The organism is Variovorax sp. HJSM1_2 (assembly GCF_049316285.1).
Taxonomy (GTDB): Bacteria; Pseudomonadota; Gammaproteobacteria; order Burkholderiales; family Burkholderiaceae_C; genus Rhodoferax_B.
Window position 1 is genome coordinate 100,504 of the sequence record NZ_JBMOXA010000001.1, and the last position, 15,169, is coordinate 115,672.

Annotated in this window: 13 protein-coding genes and 1 tRNA gene; 10 read left to right on the forward strand and 4 right to left on the reverse strand. The window is 60.8% G+C overall.

The window, feature by feature from the left end:
• Position 1 precedes the first annotated feature (1 nt).
• The 5 genes from ACFQ95_RS00480 to ACFQ95_RS00500 all read left to right on the forward strand — a co-directional run bounded on the left by ACFQ95_RS00480 (position 2) and on the right by ACFQ95_RS00500 (position 5,529).
• A complete protein-coding gene (locus ACFQ95_RS00480; protein ID WP_422828820.1) occupies positions 2–565 on the forward strand; it encodes a GNAT family N-acetyltransferase in 564 nt (187 codons plus the stop codon).
• A gap of 10 nt (positions 566–575) precedes the next feature.
• Entirely contained in the window at positions 576–2,417 is a 1,842-nt protein-coding gene (locus ACFQ95_RS00485) for an amino acid ABC transporter permease/ATP-binding protein (protein ID WP_422828821.1), read from the forward strand.
• A 123-nt stretch (positions 2,418–2,540) separates the two neighbouring features.
• On the forward strand, positions 2,541–3,476 hold the full coding sequence (locus ACFQ95_RS00490; RefSeq protein WP_422828822.1) for an ABC transporter substrate-binding protein: 936 nt from the start codon (positions 2,541–2,543) through the stop codon (positions 3,474–3,476).
• Positions 3,477–3,493: 17 nt separating this feature from the next.
• Positions 3,494–4,438 (forward strand): ABC transporter substrate-binding protein, encoded by a 945-nt coding sequence (locus ACFQ95_RS00495; RefSeq protein ID WP_422828823.1) that lies wholly within the window; start codon positions 3,494–3,496, stop codon positions 4,436–4,438.
• Positions 4,439–4,440: 2 nt separating this feature from the next.
• A complete protein-coding gene (locus tag ACFQ95_RS00500; RefSeq protein WP_422828824.1) occupies positions 4,441–5,529 on the forward strand; it encodes an LLM class flavin-dependent oxidoreductase in 1,089 nt (362 codons plus the stop codon).
• A 23-nt stretch (positions 5,530–5,552) separates the two neighbouring features.
• On the opposite strand, the gene fusA is transcribed toward ACFQ95_RS00500, so the two are convergent.
• Entirely contained in the window at positions 5,553–7,664 is a 2,112-nt protein-coding gene (gene fusA / locus ACFQ95_RS00505) for an elongation factor G (protein WP_422828825.1), read from the reverse strand.
• Between the two features lie 154 nt (positions 7,665–7,818).
• The gene (locus ACFQ95_RS00510) at positions 7,819–8,385 is read right to left on the reverse strand and encodes a C40 family peptidase (RefSeq protein ID WP_422828826.1); all 567 of its coding nucleotides are present in this window, start codon (positions 8,383–8,385) and stop codon (positions 7,819–7,821) included.
• A gap of 224 nt (positions 8,386–8,609) precedes the next feature.
• Here ACFQ95_RS00510 and ACFQ95_RS00515 point away from each other — a divergent pair, with 224 nt between their 5' ends.
• The 3 genes from ACFQ95_RS00515 (at position 8,610) to ACFQ95_RS00525 (ending at position 11,773) form a co-directional block, all read left to right on the forward strand.
• A complete protein-coding gene (locus ACFQ95_RS00515; RefSeq protein ID WP_422828827.1) occupies positions 8,610–9,764 on the forward strand; it encodes a PQQ-dependent sugar dehydrogenase in 1,155 nt (384 codons plus the stop codon).
• 367 nt (positions 9,765–10,131) lie between these two features.
• The gene (locus tag ACFQ95_RS00520) at positions 10,132–10,734 is read left to right on the forward strand and encodes an isochorismatase family protein (RefSeq protein WP_422828828.1); all 603 of its coding nucleotides are present in this window, start codon (positions 10,132–10,134) and stop codon (positions 10,732–10,734) included.
• A 130-nt stretch (positions 10,735–10,864) separates the two neighbouring features.
• The gene (locus ACFQ95_RS00525; protein WP_422828829.1) at positions 10,865–11,773 is read left to right on the forward strand and encodes an MBL fold metallo-hydrolase; all 909 of its coding nucleotides are present in this window, start codon (positions 10,865–10,867) and stop codon (positions 11,771–11,773) included.
• A gap of 279 nt (positions 11,774–12,052) precedes the next feature.
• On the opposite strand, the gene ACFQ95_RS00530 is transcribed toward ACFQ95_RS00525, so the two are convergent.
• Positions 12,053–12,128, reverse strand: a tRNA-Lys gene (locus tag ACFQ95_RS00530).
• A gap of 226 nt (positions 12,129–12,354) precedes the next feature.
• Between ACFQ95_RS00530 and ACFQ95_RS00535 the strand changes: the two genes are divergently transcribed.
• Positions 12,355–13,347, forward strand: coding sequence for a PfkB family carbohydrate kinase (locus ACFQ95_RS00535; RefSeq protein WP_422828830.1), 993 nt, complete (start codon positions 12,355–12,357; stop codon positions 13,345–13,347).
• A gap of 12 nt (positions 13,348–13,359) precedes the next feature.
• Here ACFQ95_RS00535 and ACFQ95_RS00540 read toward each other — a convergent pair whose 3' ends face one another.
• Positions 13,360–14,337 carry a GMP reductase gene (locus ACFQ95_RS00540; RefSeq protein ID WP_422828831.1) on the reverse strand — a complete coding sequence of 326 codons (978 nt, stop codon included), beginning with the start codon at positions 14,335–14,337 and terminating at the stop codon, positions 13,360–13,362.
• A 291-nt stretch (positions 14,338–14,628) separates the two neighbouring features.
• Between ACFQ95_RS00540 and nudB the strand changes: the two genes are divergently transcribed.
• A complete protein-coding gene (gene nudB / locus ACFQ95_RS00545; protein WP_422828832.1) occupies positions 14,629–15,132 on the forward strand; it encodes a dihydroneopterin triphosphate diphosphatase in 504 nt (167 codons plus the stop codon).
• Positions 15,133–15,169: the final 37 nt, after the last annotated feature.

A 15,169-nucleotide genomic window follows, 5' to 3' on the forward strand; every position in this document is an offset into this window, starting at 1 on the left:
AATGAGTGACCAGTTTGTCTACACCGACGTGCGCGACCCGCGCGCCAAACCCTTGATCGACGCGTTGACCGAGGAATACGACCGCCGCTACGGCGACTTCTACAACGTGGAAGGCACGGTGCGCGAGATGCAGAAATACCCGCCCGAAGTGTTTGCGCCACCACACGGCAACTTTGTGCTGCTGCTGCGCAACGGCCAGGCGATTGGTGGCGGGGCTTTTAAACGTTTTGACGAGCGCACAGCCGAGTTCAAACGTGTATGGACCGATGCCAGGCTGCGCCGCCAGGGCCTGGCGCGCAAGGTGTTACGCGAGCTCGAGGCACAAGCGCAGCGGCAAGGCTACACACGCATCTACCTCACCACCGGCTGCCGCCAGCCCGAGGCCGTGGGCCTGTATTTGAGTGAGGGTTATGACAACTTGTTTGATCCCGCCATAGACCCTGAAATTTTGCGCTCGCTGCCGTTCGAGAAAACGCTCAAGACACAGGCGCAGGCTGAACCCCGTCCAGGCTATACCGCGCGCAGCGGTTGGTACAACGCATCCGTGGCGCAGGCCGCAAGCTGAGATACAAGCGATGAACACCACCACACTTCCAGACTTTCGTTCGCTAGATGCGGCTGCGGCCGAACACACGGCCACGTCTGTGCAGACTTCACCGAGCGGCGGGCCTGCTGTGAAAGGCGACTATTCGCAGTACCGCGTGGTGCCCGCGCGCTACCCCGGCAGAACCATAGGCACGGTGTTTGCGGTGGCCGTCATTGCCGCAGTGCTGCAGTCGGTGTTCACCAACCCGCGTTGGGGTTGGGACATTTTTGTGCAGTGGTTCTTTGCCGAGCCGGTGCTGGTGGGCTTGGGGCGCACGCTGTTGCTCACCGCGCTCGGCGCGCTGTTTGGTTTTTTTCTTGGCACCTTGCTGGCGCTGGCGCGGGTGTCGCGTTCACCGCTGCTGTCCAGCCTGTCGTGGGTCTACATCTGGATCTTCCGCTCCATTCCCATCATCGTGCTGCTGCTCATCATCAACAACCTGGGCTACCTGTACGCCACGGTGTCACTGGGCGTGCCGTTCACCGAATACAGCTTCTTCTCGTACCCCACCACACAACTCATCAGCCCTTTTGTGGCGGCCCTGGTGGGCTTGACCTTGAACCAGGCGGCGTTTGCTTCCGAAATTGTGCGCGGTGGCATTTTGTCGGTAGACCAAGGGCAACTCGAAGCGGCAGCGGCGCTGGGTTTGCCACGTGGCCACCAAACGCGCCGCATCGTGTTGCCGCAGGCCATGCGCAGCATTTTGCCGGCCGGCTTCAACGACATCATTGGCCTGGCCAAGGGCACTTCCAACGTCTACATCCTGGCACTGCCCGAGCTGTTCTACACCGTGCAAATCATCTACCGCCGCAACCTGGAAGTGATTCCGCTGTTGATGGTGGCCACCGTCTGGTACTTGATCATCTTGACGGTGTTGTCGGTGGCGCAGTACTACATCGAGCGGCATTTTTCCAAGGGCGCCTTGCGTACCTTGCCACCCACTTGGTTCGAGGTGGCGGCGGCCAAGCTGGGCTTTCGCACGGCACCTGCGACACCTCGCACCGTGTCGGCACCACCGGCAGCGCCCGCTACCCCTGTCAGCGTGCCGCGTTGGACCGAGAGCCTGGGCCGTGGCGGCGAGGTCACGGTGCACAACGTCTCCAAAAGCTTTGGCGCCAACCAGGTGCTGGCGCGTGTGAACCTGGCCGTGCCCGCCGGCAGCGTGACGGTGATCCTGGGCCAGTCGGGTTCGGGCAAATCCACACTGCTGCGCGCCATCAACCACCTGGAGCCCGTGAGCGACGGCTTCATCACCATCGACGGCGAGCTCATCGGTTACCGCCAAGAAGAACAGACTCTGTACGAGCTGGGTGAGAAAGAAATTTTGAAGCGCCGCGTCGACGTGGGCATGGTGTTCCAAAGCTTCAATCTTTTTCCACACCTCACGGTGCTGGAGAACATCATCGAAGCGCCCATGGCCGTGCGTGGCCTGGTCCGGGCCGGTGCCGAGGCCCTGGCGCACGAGCTGCTGGCGCGTGTGGGCCTGAGCGACAAGGCCAATGCCTATCCGCGCCAACTGTCTGGTGGGCAGCAGCAGCGCGTGGCGATTGCACGTGCGCTGGCCTTGAAGCCCAAGGTCTTGTTGTTCGACGAGCCAACCTCCGCGCTAGATCCCGAACTGGTGGGCGAGGTGCTGGCGGTGATCAAGGAGCTGGCGCGCTCTGGTACCACGCTGATCATCGTCACCCACGAAATCGGCTTCGCCCGCGAAGTGGCCGACACCATCGTCTTCATGGAGCAGGGGCGCATTCTGGAAGTGGGCTCGCCCGAACAAGTCTTCAACACACCCGTGCATCCACGCACCGCCGCGTTCCTGGCCAAGGTGCTCTAACGATCGATAGCGATTCCTCTCAATAGGCGGCCTGTGGGCCGCCGGGGAGAGCGTTCGCCCAAATTTCTGCAAACCCTTTTTTCACACCGTTCTTCAACCCACTGCACTTCAATCGAGAAACCTATGGCTAATCTTAAAAACACCGTTGCTTCTCTGCTGGCCGTTACCGCGCTGGCCATCAACTTGTTGCCACTGTCAGCCACCGCGCAAACGGTGGACCTGAGTCCCGAGCAGCCCGGCCGGCCGCGTTCGCAGCCGGTGGCTGATGCGCTCAAGCTGGTGGCCAAGGACTTCAAGTTTGCCAAGGATGGTGTGTTGGTCGTCGGCACCACCACCGGCCGCCTGCCGTTTGGCGCCTACGCCACCGACACCAAAACCCCCGTGGGCAACGCGCCCGACGTGGCGCAACTGGTGGCCGATAGCCTGGGCCGCAAATTGGAGTTGGTGTCTGTGGCCTGGGCCGATTGGCCGCTGGGTTTGCAGTCGGGCAAGTTCGACGTGGTGATCTCCAACGTCACCGTGACCGAAGAACGCAAGGAGAAGTTTGACTTCTCCACCTACCGCAACGACCAACTGGGCATCTATGTCAAATCCGACAGCAAGATCACGGCCATCAAAGAGCCCAAGGACGTGGCCGGCCTGAAGATCATTGTCGGTGCCAGCACCAACCAGGAGCAGATTCTGCTGCGCTGGGACCAGCAAAACCGCGCCGCCGGTTTGAAGCCCGTGGAAGTGCAGTACTACGACGACGATGTGGTGCTGTACCTGGCCCTGGCTTCGGGCCGTGCCGATGCTTACCTGGCGCCGAATGGCATTGCGGCGCACAACGCACGTGATGGCAAGACCAAGTTGGTCGGCGCCTTCTCGGGCGGCTGGCCGCAGAACGCCGAGATCGCCGTGGCTTCGCGCAAGGGTTCTGGCATTGCAGACGCGATCACCGCCGCGCTGAACGAGCAGATCAAGAACGGCAACTACGCCAAGTCGTTGGAGCGCTGGAACCTGACGTCTGAGGCAATTCAGGTGTCGCGTACCAACCCACCAGGTTTACCAAAGAAATAAGGTTTCAAAGTTCCGCCATGTTCCATTCCAAGATTTTTCATCCTCATTTCTTCGCCCCTTGGGCCTTGGGTGCGCTGGCATTTTTCAGCGCCGCTGCCATGTCGGCCGAGAAGTTTGACTTCAGCCCCGAGCAGACCGGCCGCGTGCGCGCCGAAAAGGATCCAGCCGCCATCCAGGCCATAGCCAAGAACTTCAAGTTTGTGAAGGAGGGGGTGTTCACCGTGGCGATTGCGCCGTTTGCGCCGCCCATTGCGACTTACGCGACCGACGCCAAAACCGTGGTGGGTTTCGACCCCGACTACGCACAGTTGATCGCCGATGCGCTGGGCCTGAAGCTCGACCTGCAACCCATCGCCTGGGCCGACTGGCCGCTGGGCCTGAGTTCGGGCAAATACGACGCGGTGATTTCCAATGTGGGTGTGACCGAGCAGCGCAAGGAGAAATACGATTTCTCGACCTACCGCCTGGGCCTGCACGGCTTTTATGTGCGCGCCGACAGCCCCATCAAGGCCATCAAGGAGCCGAAGGACGTGGCCGGCCTGCGCGTCATCACCGGCTCGGGCACCAACCAGGAGCGTATTCTGCTGGCCTGGGACAAACAAAACGTCGCTGCGGGTTTGAAGCCGGTGGAGGTGCAGTACTTTGATGACGACGCAGCACGTGTGCTGGGGGTGATCTCCGGCCGGGCCGATGCCAACTTCAACCCTAACGCGCCCCAGGCCTACCACGCCGCCAAAGACGGCAAGATCAAGCTGGTGGGTACGGTCAATGCCGGCTGGCCCTTGAAGTCGGACGTGGCCATCACCACGCGCAAAGACAGCGGCTTGGCGGTAGCGCTGACGGCGGCCACCAACGGGCTCATCAAGAACGGCAAATACGGCCAGGCCCTGGCGCGCTGGAGTCTGGCCGAAGAGGCTTTGCCCAGGTCTGAGACCAATCCGCCCGGCCTGCCGAAATACTGACCATGGCAAACCTCAACATTTCGCGCATAGGTTTTCTCACGCCGGGCAACTACGTCGAGAGCGACCCCTACACCGGACTGGAAGAGACGCTGCAGTTGTTCAAGTTTGGCGAAGACCTGGGCTTCAACAACGCCTGGGTGCGCCAGCGGCACCTGGAGCGTGGGGTGTCCTCGGCCGCCACGTTTTTGGCTGCGGCCAGCCAGCGTACACAACACATAGGGCTGGGCACGGCGGTGATCCAGATGGGTTACGAAAACCCGTTCCGCCTGGCCGAAGACCTGGCCACGGTGGATGTGTTGTCGCGCGGCCGGCTGCATGTGGGCTTGAGCGCGGGCGCACCGCCGCACGGCGCCTTGCTGGGCGACCGCTTTTACGACGGCGACCCGCAAGGCATAGACTTCTCGCACACCCGCGTGTCGCGCCTGCGGGCCAACCTGCAGGGTGAACCGTTTGGTGACGACGATGACTTCATCGAGTCACCCGCCGGGCGGCAGCGCCCACGTTTGCAGCCGCAAGCGCCGGGTTTGGCCGAGCGGCTGTGGTACGGCGGCGGCTCGTTACGCTCGGCCGAATGGGCCGGGCGCAACCACTTCAACCTGCTGATAGGCAACTTGAACGTGGGTGAGAAGACCGACAACTTCTTTGAAGCGCAACGCCAGCAGCTCGACCTGTACCACGCACATTGGTCAACGCCGCGCAAGCCTCGCGTGGCGATGGGCCGAGTCATCGTGCCGACCGACAGCGCCGATGCGCAAAGCCGCCGACGCTACCGCGACTACGCGGCTAGCCGCCATGAGCGCACGCTGCAGCCACAGGGCCCGCGGCGCACCTTGTTCTCGCGTGACCTGGTGGGCTCTTCAGAAGAAATCCTGCAAAGCCTGCTGGCCGACCCGGTGTTGCCTTATGTGCAGGAGTTGCGGCTGGAGTTGCCCTACGATTTTGCGGCGCACGAGTACCAGCAAATCCTGTCGGACACGCTGCAATTTATTGCGCCGCATCTGGGCTGGAGGCGCGAACGGCACGAAACACCAGGCGAAAAAATAGCGGCGAAGGACACACATCCTTCGCCGCTACAGGCTATTGCCGCCTAACAGGGGGCAGCTTTGGCGACGTTTTAATCGCCGCGCGCCGAGCCCTTGGTCACCGCCGCCACCACCTCGGCCGGGGCCTGGGCGTAGTGCTTGAACTCCATGGTGTACGACGCGCGGCCCTGGCTCAGTGAGCGCAGCGTGGTCGAGTAGCCAAACATCTCCGACAGCGGCACCTCGGCATGCACCAGCTTGCCGGTGCCGCCGGGCATGTCGTCCATGCCTTGCACCATGCCGCGGCGGGTGGCCAAGTCACCCATCACATTGCCGGTGAAGTCTTCAGGCGTTTCCACCTCGACCGACATCATGGGCTCCATCAACACCGGTGTGGCGCGGCGCATGGCTTCTTTAAAAGCCATGGAGCCCGCCATGCGGAAGGCGTTTTCGTTCGAGTCCACGTCGTGTGACGAGCCGAACACCAGCGTGGCCTTCACGTCGACCACCGGGTAGCCCGCCAGCACACCGGCCTTCAAACTTTCTTGAATGCCTTTGTCCACGGCCGGAATGTATTCGCGCGGCACCACACCACCCTTGATGGCGTCGACAAACTCGTAGCCCTTGCCTTGCGGCTGCGGCTCCAAATTGATGACCGCGTGGCCGTATTGGCCGCGTCCCCCCGACTGCTTGACGAACTTGCCTTCGACATCGGTCACGGCCTTGCGTATGGTCTCGCGGTAGGCCACCTGGGGGCGGCCTACCGTGGCTTCGACGCCAAACTCGCGCTTCATGCGATCGACCAGAATTTCCAGGTGCAACTCGCCCATGCCGGCGATGATGGTTTGGCCGGATTCTTCGTCGGTGCGCACGCGGAACGACGGGTCTTCCTGCGCCAGGCGGTTCAGCGCAATACCCATTTTTTCCTGGTCGACCTTGGTCTTGGGCTCCACGGCCTGCGAAATCACCGGCTCGGGGAACACCATGCGCTCCAGGATGATGACGTCGTCCACGGCCGAAAGGGTGTCGCCCGTGGTCACGTCTTTCAGGCCCACGGCAGCAGCGATGTCGCCCGCACGCACTTCTTTCAACTCAGCGCGGGTGTTGGCGTGCATCTGCAAAATGCGGCCAAGTCGTTCCTTGCGGTCTTTGCTTGGAATGAACACCGTGTCGCCGGTTTTCACCACGCCCGAATACACGCGGAAGAAGGTCAACTGGCCGACAAACGGGTCGGTCATGATCTTGAACGCCAGGGCCGAAAACGGCTCGTCGTCACCGGGGTGGCGTTCGGTGGCGTTGTCGTCCACGTCGTGGCCCGGGATGGCGGGCACGTCCACCGGCGAGGGCAGGTAGTCGATCACACCGTCCAGCAGCGCTTGTACGCCACGGTTCTTGAAGGCGCTGCCGGCAAACATAGGCACGATCTCGCCCGCGATGGTGCGCTTGCGGATCGCCTGTTTGATCTCGGCCTCTGTCAATGCTTCGCCAGACAGGTATTTGTTCAGCAGCGTTTCATCGGCTTCGGCGGCGGCTTCGACCAGCTTCTCGCGCCAGGTGTTGGCCAAGGCCTGCAGCTCTGCCGGGATGTCGGCGTACTCGAACTTCACGCCTTGTGAGGCGTCGTCCCACACAATCGATTTCATGCGTACAAGGTCGACCACGCCGTGGAAACTGTCCTCGGCGCCCACAGGGATCTGCAGCAAGACGGCGTTGCCTTTCAGGCGCTCGGCAATCTGGCGTTGTACACGGAAGAAGTCCGCGCCCACGCGGTCCATCTTGTTGACGAAGGCCACACGCGGCACTTTGTATTTGTTGGCCTGGCGCCAAACGGTTTCCGACTGCGGCTGCACGCCGCCCACGGCGTCGTACACCATGACGGCGCCGTCGAGCACACGCATGGAGCGTTCCACCTCGATGGTGAAGTCCACGTGGCCGGGGGTGTCGATGATGTTGATGCGGTGCTCGGGGTAGTCGCCAGCCATGCCTTTCCAGAAAGCCGTGGTGGCGGCCGAGGTGATGGTGATGCCGCGCTCTTGCTCTTGCTCCATCCAGTCCATCGTGGCAGCGCCATCGTGCACTTCACCGATTTTGTGGTTCACACCGGTGTAAAAAAGAATGCGCTCGGTGGTCGTGGTTTTGCCAGCATCAATGTGCGCACTGATGCCGATGTTGCGGTAGCGTTCGATGGGTGTTTTGCGTGACATAAGAGCCTCCTTTAGGCACACGTCACTTTGAGGCAAGTGGGCGCAAAGTCAAGCGCGATCAAAACTATTGACCCGATAGAGGTAGTCTTTGATGCAACACATGGGCAAAAAAAAGCGGCCTGTGTGGCCGCTGTTCTTTTGTCCCTGGCATTGCTTACTGCTCAGGCGGGGTTGCCGCGCTTTCGACCGGGCGACGCGCGCCGTCAAAGCGGCGCTGCCAGTAGCTGGAGCGCATGTCTTCGACGCGCACATTCGCGCCGCTGCGCGGGGCATGGATGAACTTGCCGTCGCCCACGTAGATGCCTACGTGGCTGAAGGCGCGGCGCATGGTGTTGAAGAACACCAGGTCGCCGGGTTGCAAATCGTTTTTATCGATGCGGTCGGTGGCGGCTGCCTGCTCTTTGGCGCGGCGTGGCAGCACCAGGCCCACGGTTTGTTCATAGATGGCACGTACAAAACCGCTGCAATCAAAACCGGTTTCAGCAGAATCACCACCGCGTTTGTAGGGCACGCCCAGGAAACCCATGGCATTGCTCACCAATTCCGAGGCCTGTGTGCCCATGTTTTGGCGCACCGTGTCCAACTGCCCCATGGCTTTGTTCATGTGGGTGATGAGGCCTTTGTCTGCAAGCAACTTCTCAAGCTCTTCGTTGGTTGCCGGTGGTGGCGCGGCATGCGCTGTTGCGCACACAAAGAGAAGAGTTGCAAGCCATCTGGTCATCCATTCGAGGTTAATTTGAATTACATGAGAAGTCAAATGTCATGAAGAGGCTAAGTGATTGATTCATAAAGATGATTTTTAGAAATTTGTAAAAGTTTGACGAAGCAACACGTGAAAATGCCGCCGTGGCTGGCAACGACATTGACAGCCTTACGGGTTTTGGTGGGCGGGCTATGCTGGTTTGACGCGCATCTATGTTCGGCCCGAACCAGGAGTGAATTTCCATGAAAAATCGCCATCAATCGCATATATCAACTGCGGTGGCAGCTATTGTTTTTGCTTTTTCTGCCGCCGCCGCTGGCATTGCCCAGGCACAAAAGCTCAGCGTGCAGCAAGTGGCGACGGGGCTGGAAAATCCTTGGGCCCTGGCGTTTCTGCCGGATGGTCGTTATTTGCTGACTGAAAAGCCAGGGCGTATACGTGTTGTTGAGTCTGATGGCCGCCTCAACCCGCCGTTGAAGGGCTTGCCTGAAATCGCCGCCAGCGGGCAGGGCGGTTTGCTTGATGTGCTGCTGGACGCCGACTTTGTGCGCAACCGCACTTTGTATTTTTGTTTCTCCGAGCCCGCAGGTTCGGGCAACAGCACGGCATTGGCGCGCGCCCGGCTGGCGGCTGACGGGGCTGCGCTCGAGCAGGTCCAGGTGATCTTCAGCCAGCGCCCCAAGGTGTCGAGCTCTGCGCATTTTGGTTGCCGTATTGTCGAAGGACAAAATGCGGGCAAGCCCGACGGCACCTTGTTTCTCACACTGGGCGAGCGCTTTTCGCGCAAGGACGATGCGCAAAAGCTCGACAACCACCTGGGCAAAGTGGTGCGGGTGCGCAAGGAAGGCGGGGCGCCGGCCGACAACCCGTTTGTCAACCGTGCGGGCGCGTTGCCCGAGATCTGGAGCTACGGCCACCGCAATGCGCAAGGCGCCACCATGGCGCCTGATGGCACGTTGTGGATACACGAACACGGCCCGCAGGGCGGCGATGAAATCAACCTGCCACAGCCCGGGCGCAACTACGGCTGGCCGGTGATCACTTACGGTGAAAACTATGGCGGCGGCAAGATTGGCGACGGACTGACCAGCAAGTCCGGCATGGAGCAGCCGCTGCATTACTGGCTGCCCTCGATAGCGCCCTCGGGCATGGTGTTTTTGACCAGTGACAAATACGGTGCCGCCTGGCGCGGCAACCTGTTTGTCGGCTCACTGAAGTTTGGTTATCTGGACCGCATTGAACTGGAGCGTCCGTTTGCCGGCAAGGTGGTGCGCGAGCAGAAATTACTGGAGGATTTGGGGCAGCGTGTGCGTGATGTACGCCAGGGCCCGGATGGACTGCTTTACATCCTGACCGACAGTCCGCAGGGGCGCTTGTTGCGTCTGCTGCCGGGCTAGGCGCCGGGGCGCCCGTTGCGTGGTGTGGCGCCACGGAAAGCAAAACGCCAACCCGTTGGGGTTGGCGTTTTGGGGGATATGGCGTCGGTGGCGCCACGTTGTGCTGCACTGGCGCTTTGTTCGTTGGAGGTAGACCGCTCCAACACCGACATGGGGGTAACTTTAGCGCCGGTGTATGAAGACGGGATGACACGACCTGTCAACTTTTACCGCTTTTTCCGGGGCGAATGTGTGATGTGGGTCCGGCGCGTGAATTTGTACACGGTTTCGCCACCCGCTTTAGTCGCCGCCTGCATCTGCGGTTTAATCCTGGGGTCTGAAGTGTTGCCGGGATGGCGTCACTTCACCTCTCACAAAAGGAATTTCCATGTTGCTTGACGCCCTTGAATCTCAACTTGTGCTGGTGGATTACCAGGCCCGCCTCATGCCCGCTATTTTTGAAGCCCAGCCCGTGCTGGCAAATGCATTGCGTCTGGCGCAAGCGGCTAAATGGCTTGGCGTGCCGACCTGGGGTACCGAGCAAAATCCGTCCAAGCTTGGTGAAAATCCAGCCGATTTGCGCGCCCTGTGCCAGCGCACGCTGAGCAAAATGCATTTCAGCGGTGTGGAGGAGGGTTTGGGTGAATGGCTGCGCCCACCGGTCAAGCCGCCTGCAGGCAATGCGCGCAGCCTGCCCAAACACCTGCAAAAAGCCAGTGCCGAGAGTGAGGCACGCAACGCCATTGTGATTGCCGGCTGCGAGGCGCATGTGTGCCTGCTGCAAACGGCCCTGGATTTGCTTGAGGACGAGTTCGATGTGTGGGTTGTGACGGATGCCTGCAGCTCGCGCACCGAGCGCAACCGTGATGCCGCGTTTGACCGCTTGGCTGGTGCCGGGGCTGAGCTGGTGTCCACCGAAATGGTGCTGTTCGAATGGCTGCGTACGGCGGAGCACAGCGAGTTCAAGGCGGTGCATGGCTTGATCAAATAAGCCTGAAAAGGTAAACAGACGCGCTGGCGGCTGGTGTTCAGGCGCCTCTTGTGTTGCTGGGGTGCGGATTTCTGCTGCGCAACCATCCTGGCGGACTTCTCTGATTGTGAATCCATCAACCCAGCCTGACATGGCAGAGGAACTCATGACGAAGCACACGAGCACACAGGGCTTTTTCGACCCCATGACGGGGACGATTTCCTACGTTGTGTGGGACCACGCCAGCCTACGCGCCGCAGTCATAGACCCGGTACTGGACTACGACTTCAAGTCCGGGCGTACGAGCACGGTCTCGGCCGACCGGCTGTTGGCCTATGTCCGGGACAAGGGGCTGGCGGTCGACTGGATTCTGGAGACCCACGCCCATGCCGACCATCTGTCGGGCGCGCGCCATGTTCAGCACCAGGTCGGCGGCCGCATAGCCATTGGCGAAAACATTCGTGTTGTGCAGTCGACGTTCAAAAAGCTCTTCAACCTCGAGCGCAGCTTTTTGCCGGATGGGAGCCAGTTTGACCATTTGTTCAAGCACGAAGAGGTTTTCAAGATTGGCGAGACAGCCGTGACGGCACTGCTGGTGCCGGGGCATACGCCCGCAGACATGGCCTACCTGGTCGACGGCGCCGTCTTCGTCGGCGACACACTTTTCATGCCCGACGTGGGGAGTGCGCGAGCGGATTTTCCCGGTGGCGATGCGCGCCAACTCTATGCCTCAATGCGGCGTTTGTTGGCGCTGCCCGGCGACACAACAATGTACGTCTGCCATGACTATCCGCCGGCATCGCGTCAGCCCCAGTGGCAGACCAGCGTCGCCGAGCAGCGTGCGCAGAACATCCATGTGCGCGATGGCATAGGCGAGGACGAGTTCGTCGCGATGCGAACCACCCGTGACGCGACCCTGGGTGTCCCGACCCTCATACTTCCGTCGATTCAGGTGAACGTACGGGCTGGTAGGTTGCCGCAGCCCGAAGACAACGGCATTGCATATTTGCGGATTCCGTTGAACGCGTTTCCCGCTCACTCACATGTCGACGCTGCGTGAAACTGTGCATGCTGACCGCTGCACTGGACGAGGAACGCCTACCTGGCGTGGCTCGGGGCAAAAATAAATCAACGCTTGATTCATTTCGGTGAACTGGATGGCCAAAGCTGTGTGTTCAAGCGCGCAGGCACGTGCGAGGTGATGTTGTTTTCTGCGGCGGCGCTATTGGCGCTATTGGTTCACACCCGAAATTTTTCCTGGCCTGAAAAACAAAAAGGCCTCCGCGATGGAGGCCTTTGAAATCAAGCACTCAGAGTGCTCAACTGTTTCTTAATTTAGTGGTGGGTCCTGAGTGACTCGAACACTCGACCTACGGATTAAGAGTCCGCTGCTCTACCAACTGAGCTAAGAACCCACTAGACAGCAATACGATTGCTTGCTGCTAAGCCCGCTATTATGCCCCAAATTTTTGAGTTTTTCCATCATTGCAGATTTTGATGGGCAAAATGTTGCGTGTATGCCCTGGCAAGCCTGTGGCACGACGCTGACAGAGGCGCTGAATTGTGTCGGGCGGAGTGCTGGCACCATAACGTGCCGGGCCTTTAGGCAAGATTGCGCAAGATTTAAATCGTGAAATCACCATGAGCATGGAACAAGGACAAGCACCCGAGACAAGCCGTTCGCCTGCGGGCGGGCGGGCGCGGCCACGTATCTGCACGGTGGGGCACGCGGCGGTAGACCATTGTTTTGACATTGAAGCGTTTCCCAGCGCGCCGACCAAGACTCCTGCACAGCAGTACCGTGTGATCTCGGGCGGAATGGCATCGAATGCATCGATTGCGCTCGCGCGCCTGGGGGGCGATGTGCATTTGCACGGCGCCATCGGCGACGATGACGCAGGACGTTTTTTGATGCGCTGTCTCGTCAGCAGCGGGGTCGGGTGTGCGGGCCTGCAGCAGGTGCCGGGCGCTTCATCGTCGATTTCGGCGGTGATCATCGATGCCCAGGGAGAGCGGCAGATCTTCAATAGCCGCGGGGACGCGCTGGTGCGCGCGCAGGCCATGGACACCAGCACCTTGCAAGGTGCAGATATCGTGATGGTCGACCCGCGCTGGATGCCGGGCGCCGAGACCGCCCTGCGCTGGGCGCGCGAAAACGGCGTGCTGAGCATATTGGACGGCGACTTGTCGCCACAGGCTGATTTGCAGCGACTGAGCGCACTGGCCGATTGGTCGGTGTTTTCCGAATCCGGCCTGGCGGCCTTTGCGCCCGGCCTGTCCATGGCCGATGCCTTGCGCCAGGCGCTGCGCGACGGCACACAAATGGCTGTGGTGACCATGGGGCAGCGCGGCGTGGCCTGGCTGCGCAAGGGGCCGAATGGCGAGTTGGATGGTGCGGTGCAGACCATTGCCTCGTTCGAGATCAAGGCGGTCGACACCAATGGCGCGGGCGACGTGTTTCACGCAGCGCTGGCCCTGGCGCTGGGTGAAGGGCAAACGGATGTGCGTGCGGCCATCCAGTTCGCGTGTGCCGCCGCTGCCCTCAAATGCATGCGCAACGGCGGTGTGGTGCGCGGCCCCGACCGTGCCGAAGTCGAGGCGTTTTTGGCGGCCCACACGCTTGAGCGCGTGTGAGCGCGCCGGGGCTTACATCAACAGGTGTTCGCCCGCGTTGTCGCCGCCCAGGATCACGTAGTTGACCTTGCGGATGTCCATCAGCTTGGTGCCACCGGCGTAGCTGATGGAGCTTTGCACGTCCTGTTCCATCTCGATCAGCGTGTTGGCCAGCTTGCCTTTCACCGGCTCTAGGATGCGTTTGCCTTCCACGTGTTTGTACTCACCCTTGTTGAAGTCGCTGGCCGAGCCGTAATACTCCTTGAACAGTGCGCCGTTGACTTCCACGGTCTTGCCCGGCGACTCTTCGTGGCCCGCAAACAAGGAGCCAATCATCACCATGGTGGCACCGAAACGTATGCTCTTGGCGATGTCGCCATGGTCGCGGATGCCGCCGTCGGCAATGATGGGCTTGGTGGCTACGCGTGCACACCATTTCAAGGCCGACAACTGCCAGCCGCCGGTACCAAAGCCGGTCTTCAATTTGGTGATGCACACCTTGCCCGGGCCGATGCCGACCTTGGTGGCGTCAGCGCCCCAGTTTTCCAGGTCGATGACGGCCTCGGGCGTACCCACGTTGCCCGCGATGACGAAGCTCTTGGGCAGATGCTGCTTCAGGTAGCCAATCATGTTCTTCACGCTGTCGGCGTGGCCGTGGGCGATATCGATGGTGATGTATTCGGGTGTCAGACCAGCAGCGACCAGGCCGTCCACCGTTTCGTAGTCGGGTTGCTTCACACCGAGAGAAATCGACGCAAACGTGCCCTTGGCCTGCATCTCGCGCACAAACTGCACGTTGTCCAGGTCGAAGCGGTGCATCACGTAGAAGTAGCCGTTTTGCGCCATCCAGGTGCAGATGGGCTCGTCGACCACCGTTTTCATGTTGGCCGGCACCACCGGCAGGCGGAACTTGCGGCCCCCGAGTTCTACGCCGGCATCACACTCTGAGCGGCTCTGCACGCGGCATTTGCGGGGCAAGAGGAGGGCGTTGTCGTAGTCAAAGATTTCCATGTCCGATGGCTTTCATCAAAGGTTTAAAAAAACGATTGAGCGCTTGGACTGAAGCCGGTTTTTTCTGCACGCCAGAGCCGTGATGGCTTGGCCCAGAAACAAAAAACCGGGCTGCAATTGCTTGGGCCCGGTGATTGATTCTAGTCCTTTTGTTGCGCTGTCTTGGCGGCACTGTGCCCTAACTCCCTACTGGGTGCAGGGTGGTCTTAAGGGTTTATCTGTTGCGCCTGCGGTCGTCGTTCTTTCGTGATCCTTCGCTAAGATGAGCGCGACATCGAACTTGCTGCACACGTGACCACCGATCCTAACCCTCACAAAGCGCCCAAAATTCCGCAGTCGGTGCTGGTGGTGATTCACACCCCGGCGCGCGAGGTGTTGCTGATTCGCCGGGCCGACGTGCGTCACACCAGCGTGCCACATTGGCAGTCGGTCACCGGCAGCAAGGATTTTGTGGACGAGCCGTTTGCCCAGACGGCGGTGCGCGAGGTGCTGGAGGAAACCGGCATAGATTGCCGGCCCGGCAGCCCGCTGGCCGCTGGCCTGCAGGATTGGGCGCTGGAAAACATCTACGAAATCTACCCCGAGTGGCGTTACCGCTATGCGCCGGGTGTGGTGCTCAACACCGAACATGTGTTTGGCCTGAAGGTGCCGGCGGGCACGTCGATTCAGCTCACCCCACGCGAACACAGCGCCTTCCAGTGGCTACCCTACCAGCAAGCCGCACAACAGTGTTTTTCAGCGTCGAACGCCGAGGCCATTTTGCTGTTGCCGCGTTTCGACGGCTGCATCCGCTGAGGCCGTATCCGCCCACGCATTGAGCAGCCGCCGCACC

Bases quoted from the DNA above. Each gene is read 5' to 3' on its own strand.
- ACFQ95_RS00480 (WP_422828820.1), top strand. From the start codon at position 2: ATGAGTGACCAGTTTGTCTACACCGACGTGCGCGACCCGCGCGCCAAA.
- ACFQ95_RS00510 (WP_422828826.1), bottom strand. From the start codon at position 8,385: ATGACCAGATGGCTTGCAACTCTTCTCTTTGTGTGCGCAACAGCGCAT.
- fusA (WP_422828825.1), bottom strand. From the start codon at position 7,664: ATGTCACGCAAAACACCCATCGAACGCTACCGCAACATCGGCATCAGT.
- ACFQ95_RS00485 (WP_422828821.1), top strand. From the start codon at position 576: ATGAACACCACCACACTTCCAGACTTTCGTTCGCTAGATGCGGCTGCG.
- ACFQ95_RS00520 (WP_422828828.1), top strand. From the start codon at position 10,132: ATGTTGCTTGACGCCCTTGAATCTCAACTTGTGCTGGTGGATTACCAG.
- ACFQ95_RS00490 (WP_422828822.1), top strand. From the start codon at position 2,541: ATGGCTAATCTTAAAAACACCGTTGCTTCTCTGCTGGCCGTTACCGCG.
- ACFQ95_RS00525 (WP_422828829.1), top strand. From the start codon at position 10,865: ATGGCAGAGGAACTCATGACGAAGCACACGAGCACACAGGGCTTTTTC.
- ACFQ95_RS00515 (WP_422828827.1), top strand. From the start codon at position 8,610: ATGAAAAATCGCCATCAATCGCATATATCAACTGCGGTGGCAGCTATT.
- ACFQ95_RS00535 (WP_422828830.1), top strand. From the start codon at position 12,355: ATGAGCATGGAACAAGGACAAGCACCCGAGACAAGCCGTTCGCCTGCG.
- ACFQ95_RS00540 (WP_422828831.1), bottom strand. From the start codon at position 14,337: ATGGAAATCTTTGACTACGACAACGCCCTCCTCTTGCCCCGCAAATGC.
- ACFQ95_RS00495 (WP_422828823.1), top strand. From the start codon at position 3,494: ATGTTCCATTCCAAGATTTTTCATCCTCATTTCTTCGCCCCTTGGGCC.
- ACFQ95_RS00500 (WP_422828824.1), top strand. From the start codon at position 4,441: ATGGCAAACCTCAACATTTCGCGCATAGGTTTTCTCACGCCGGGCAAC.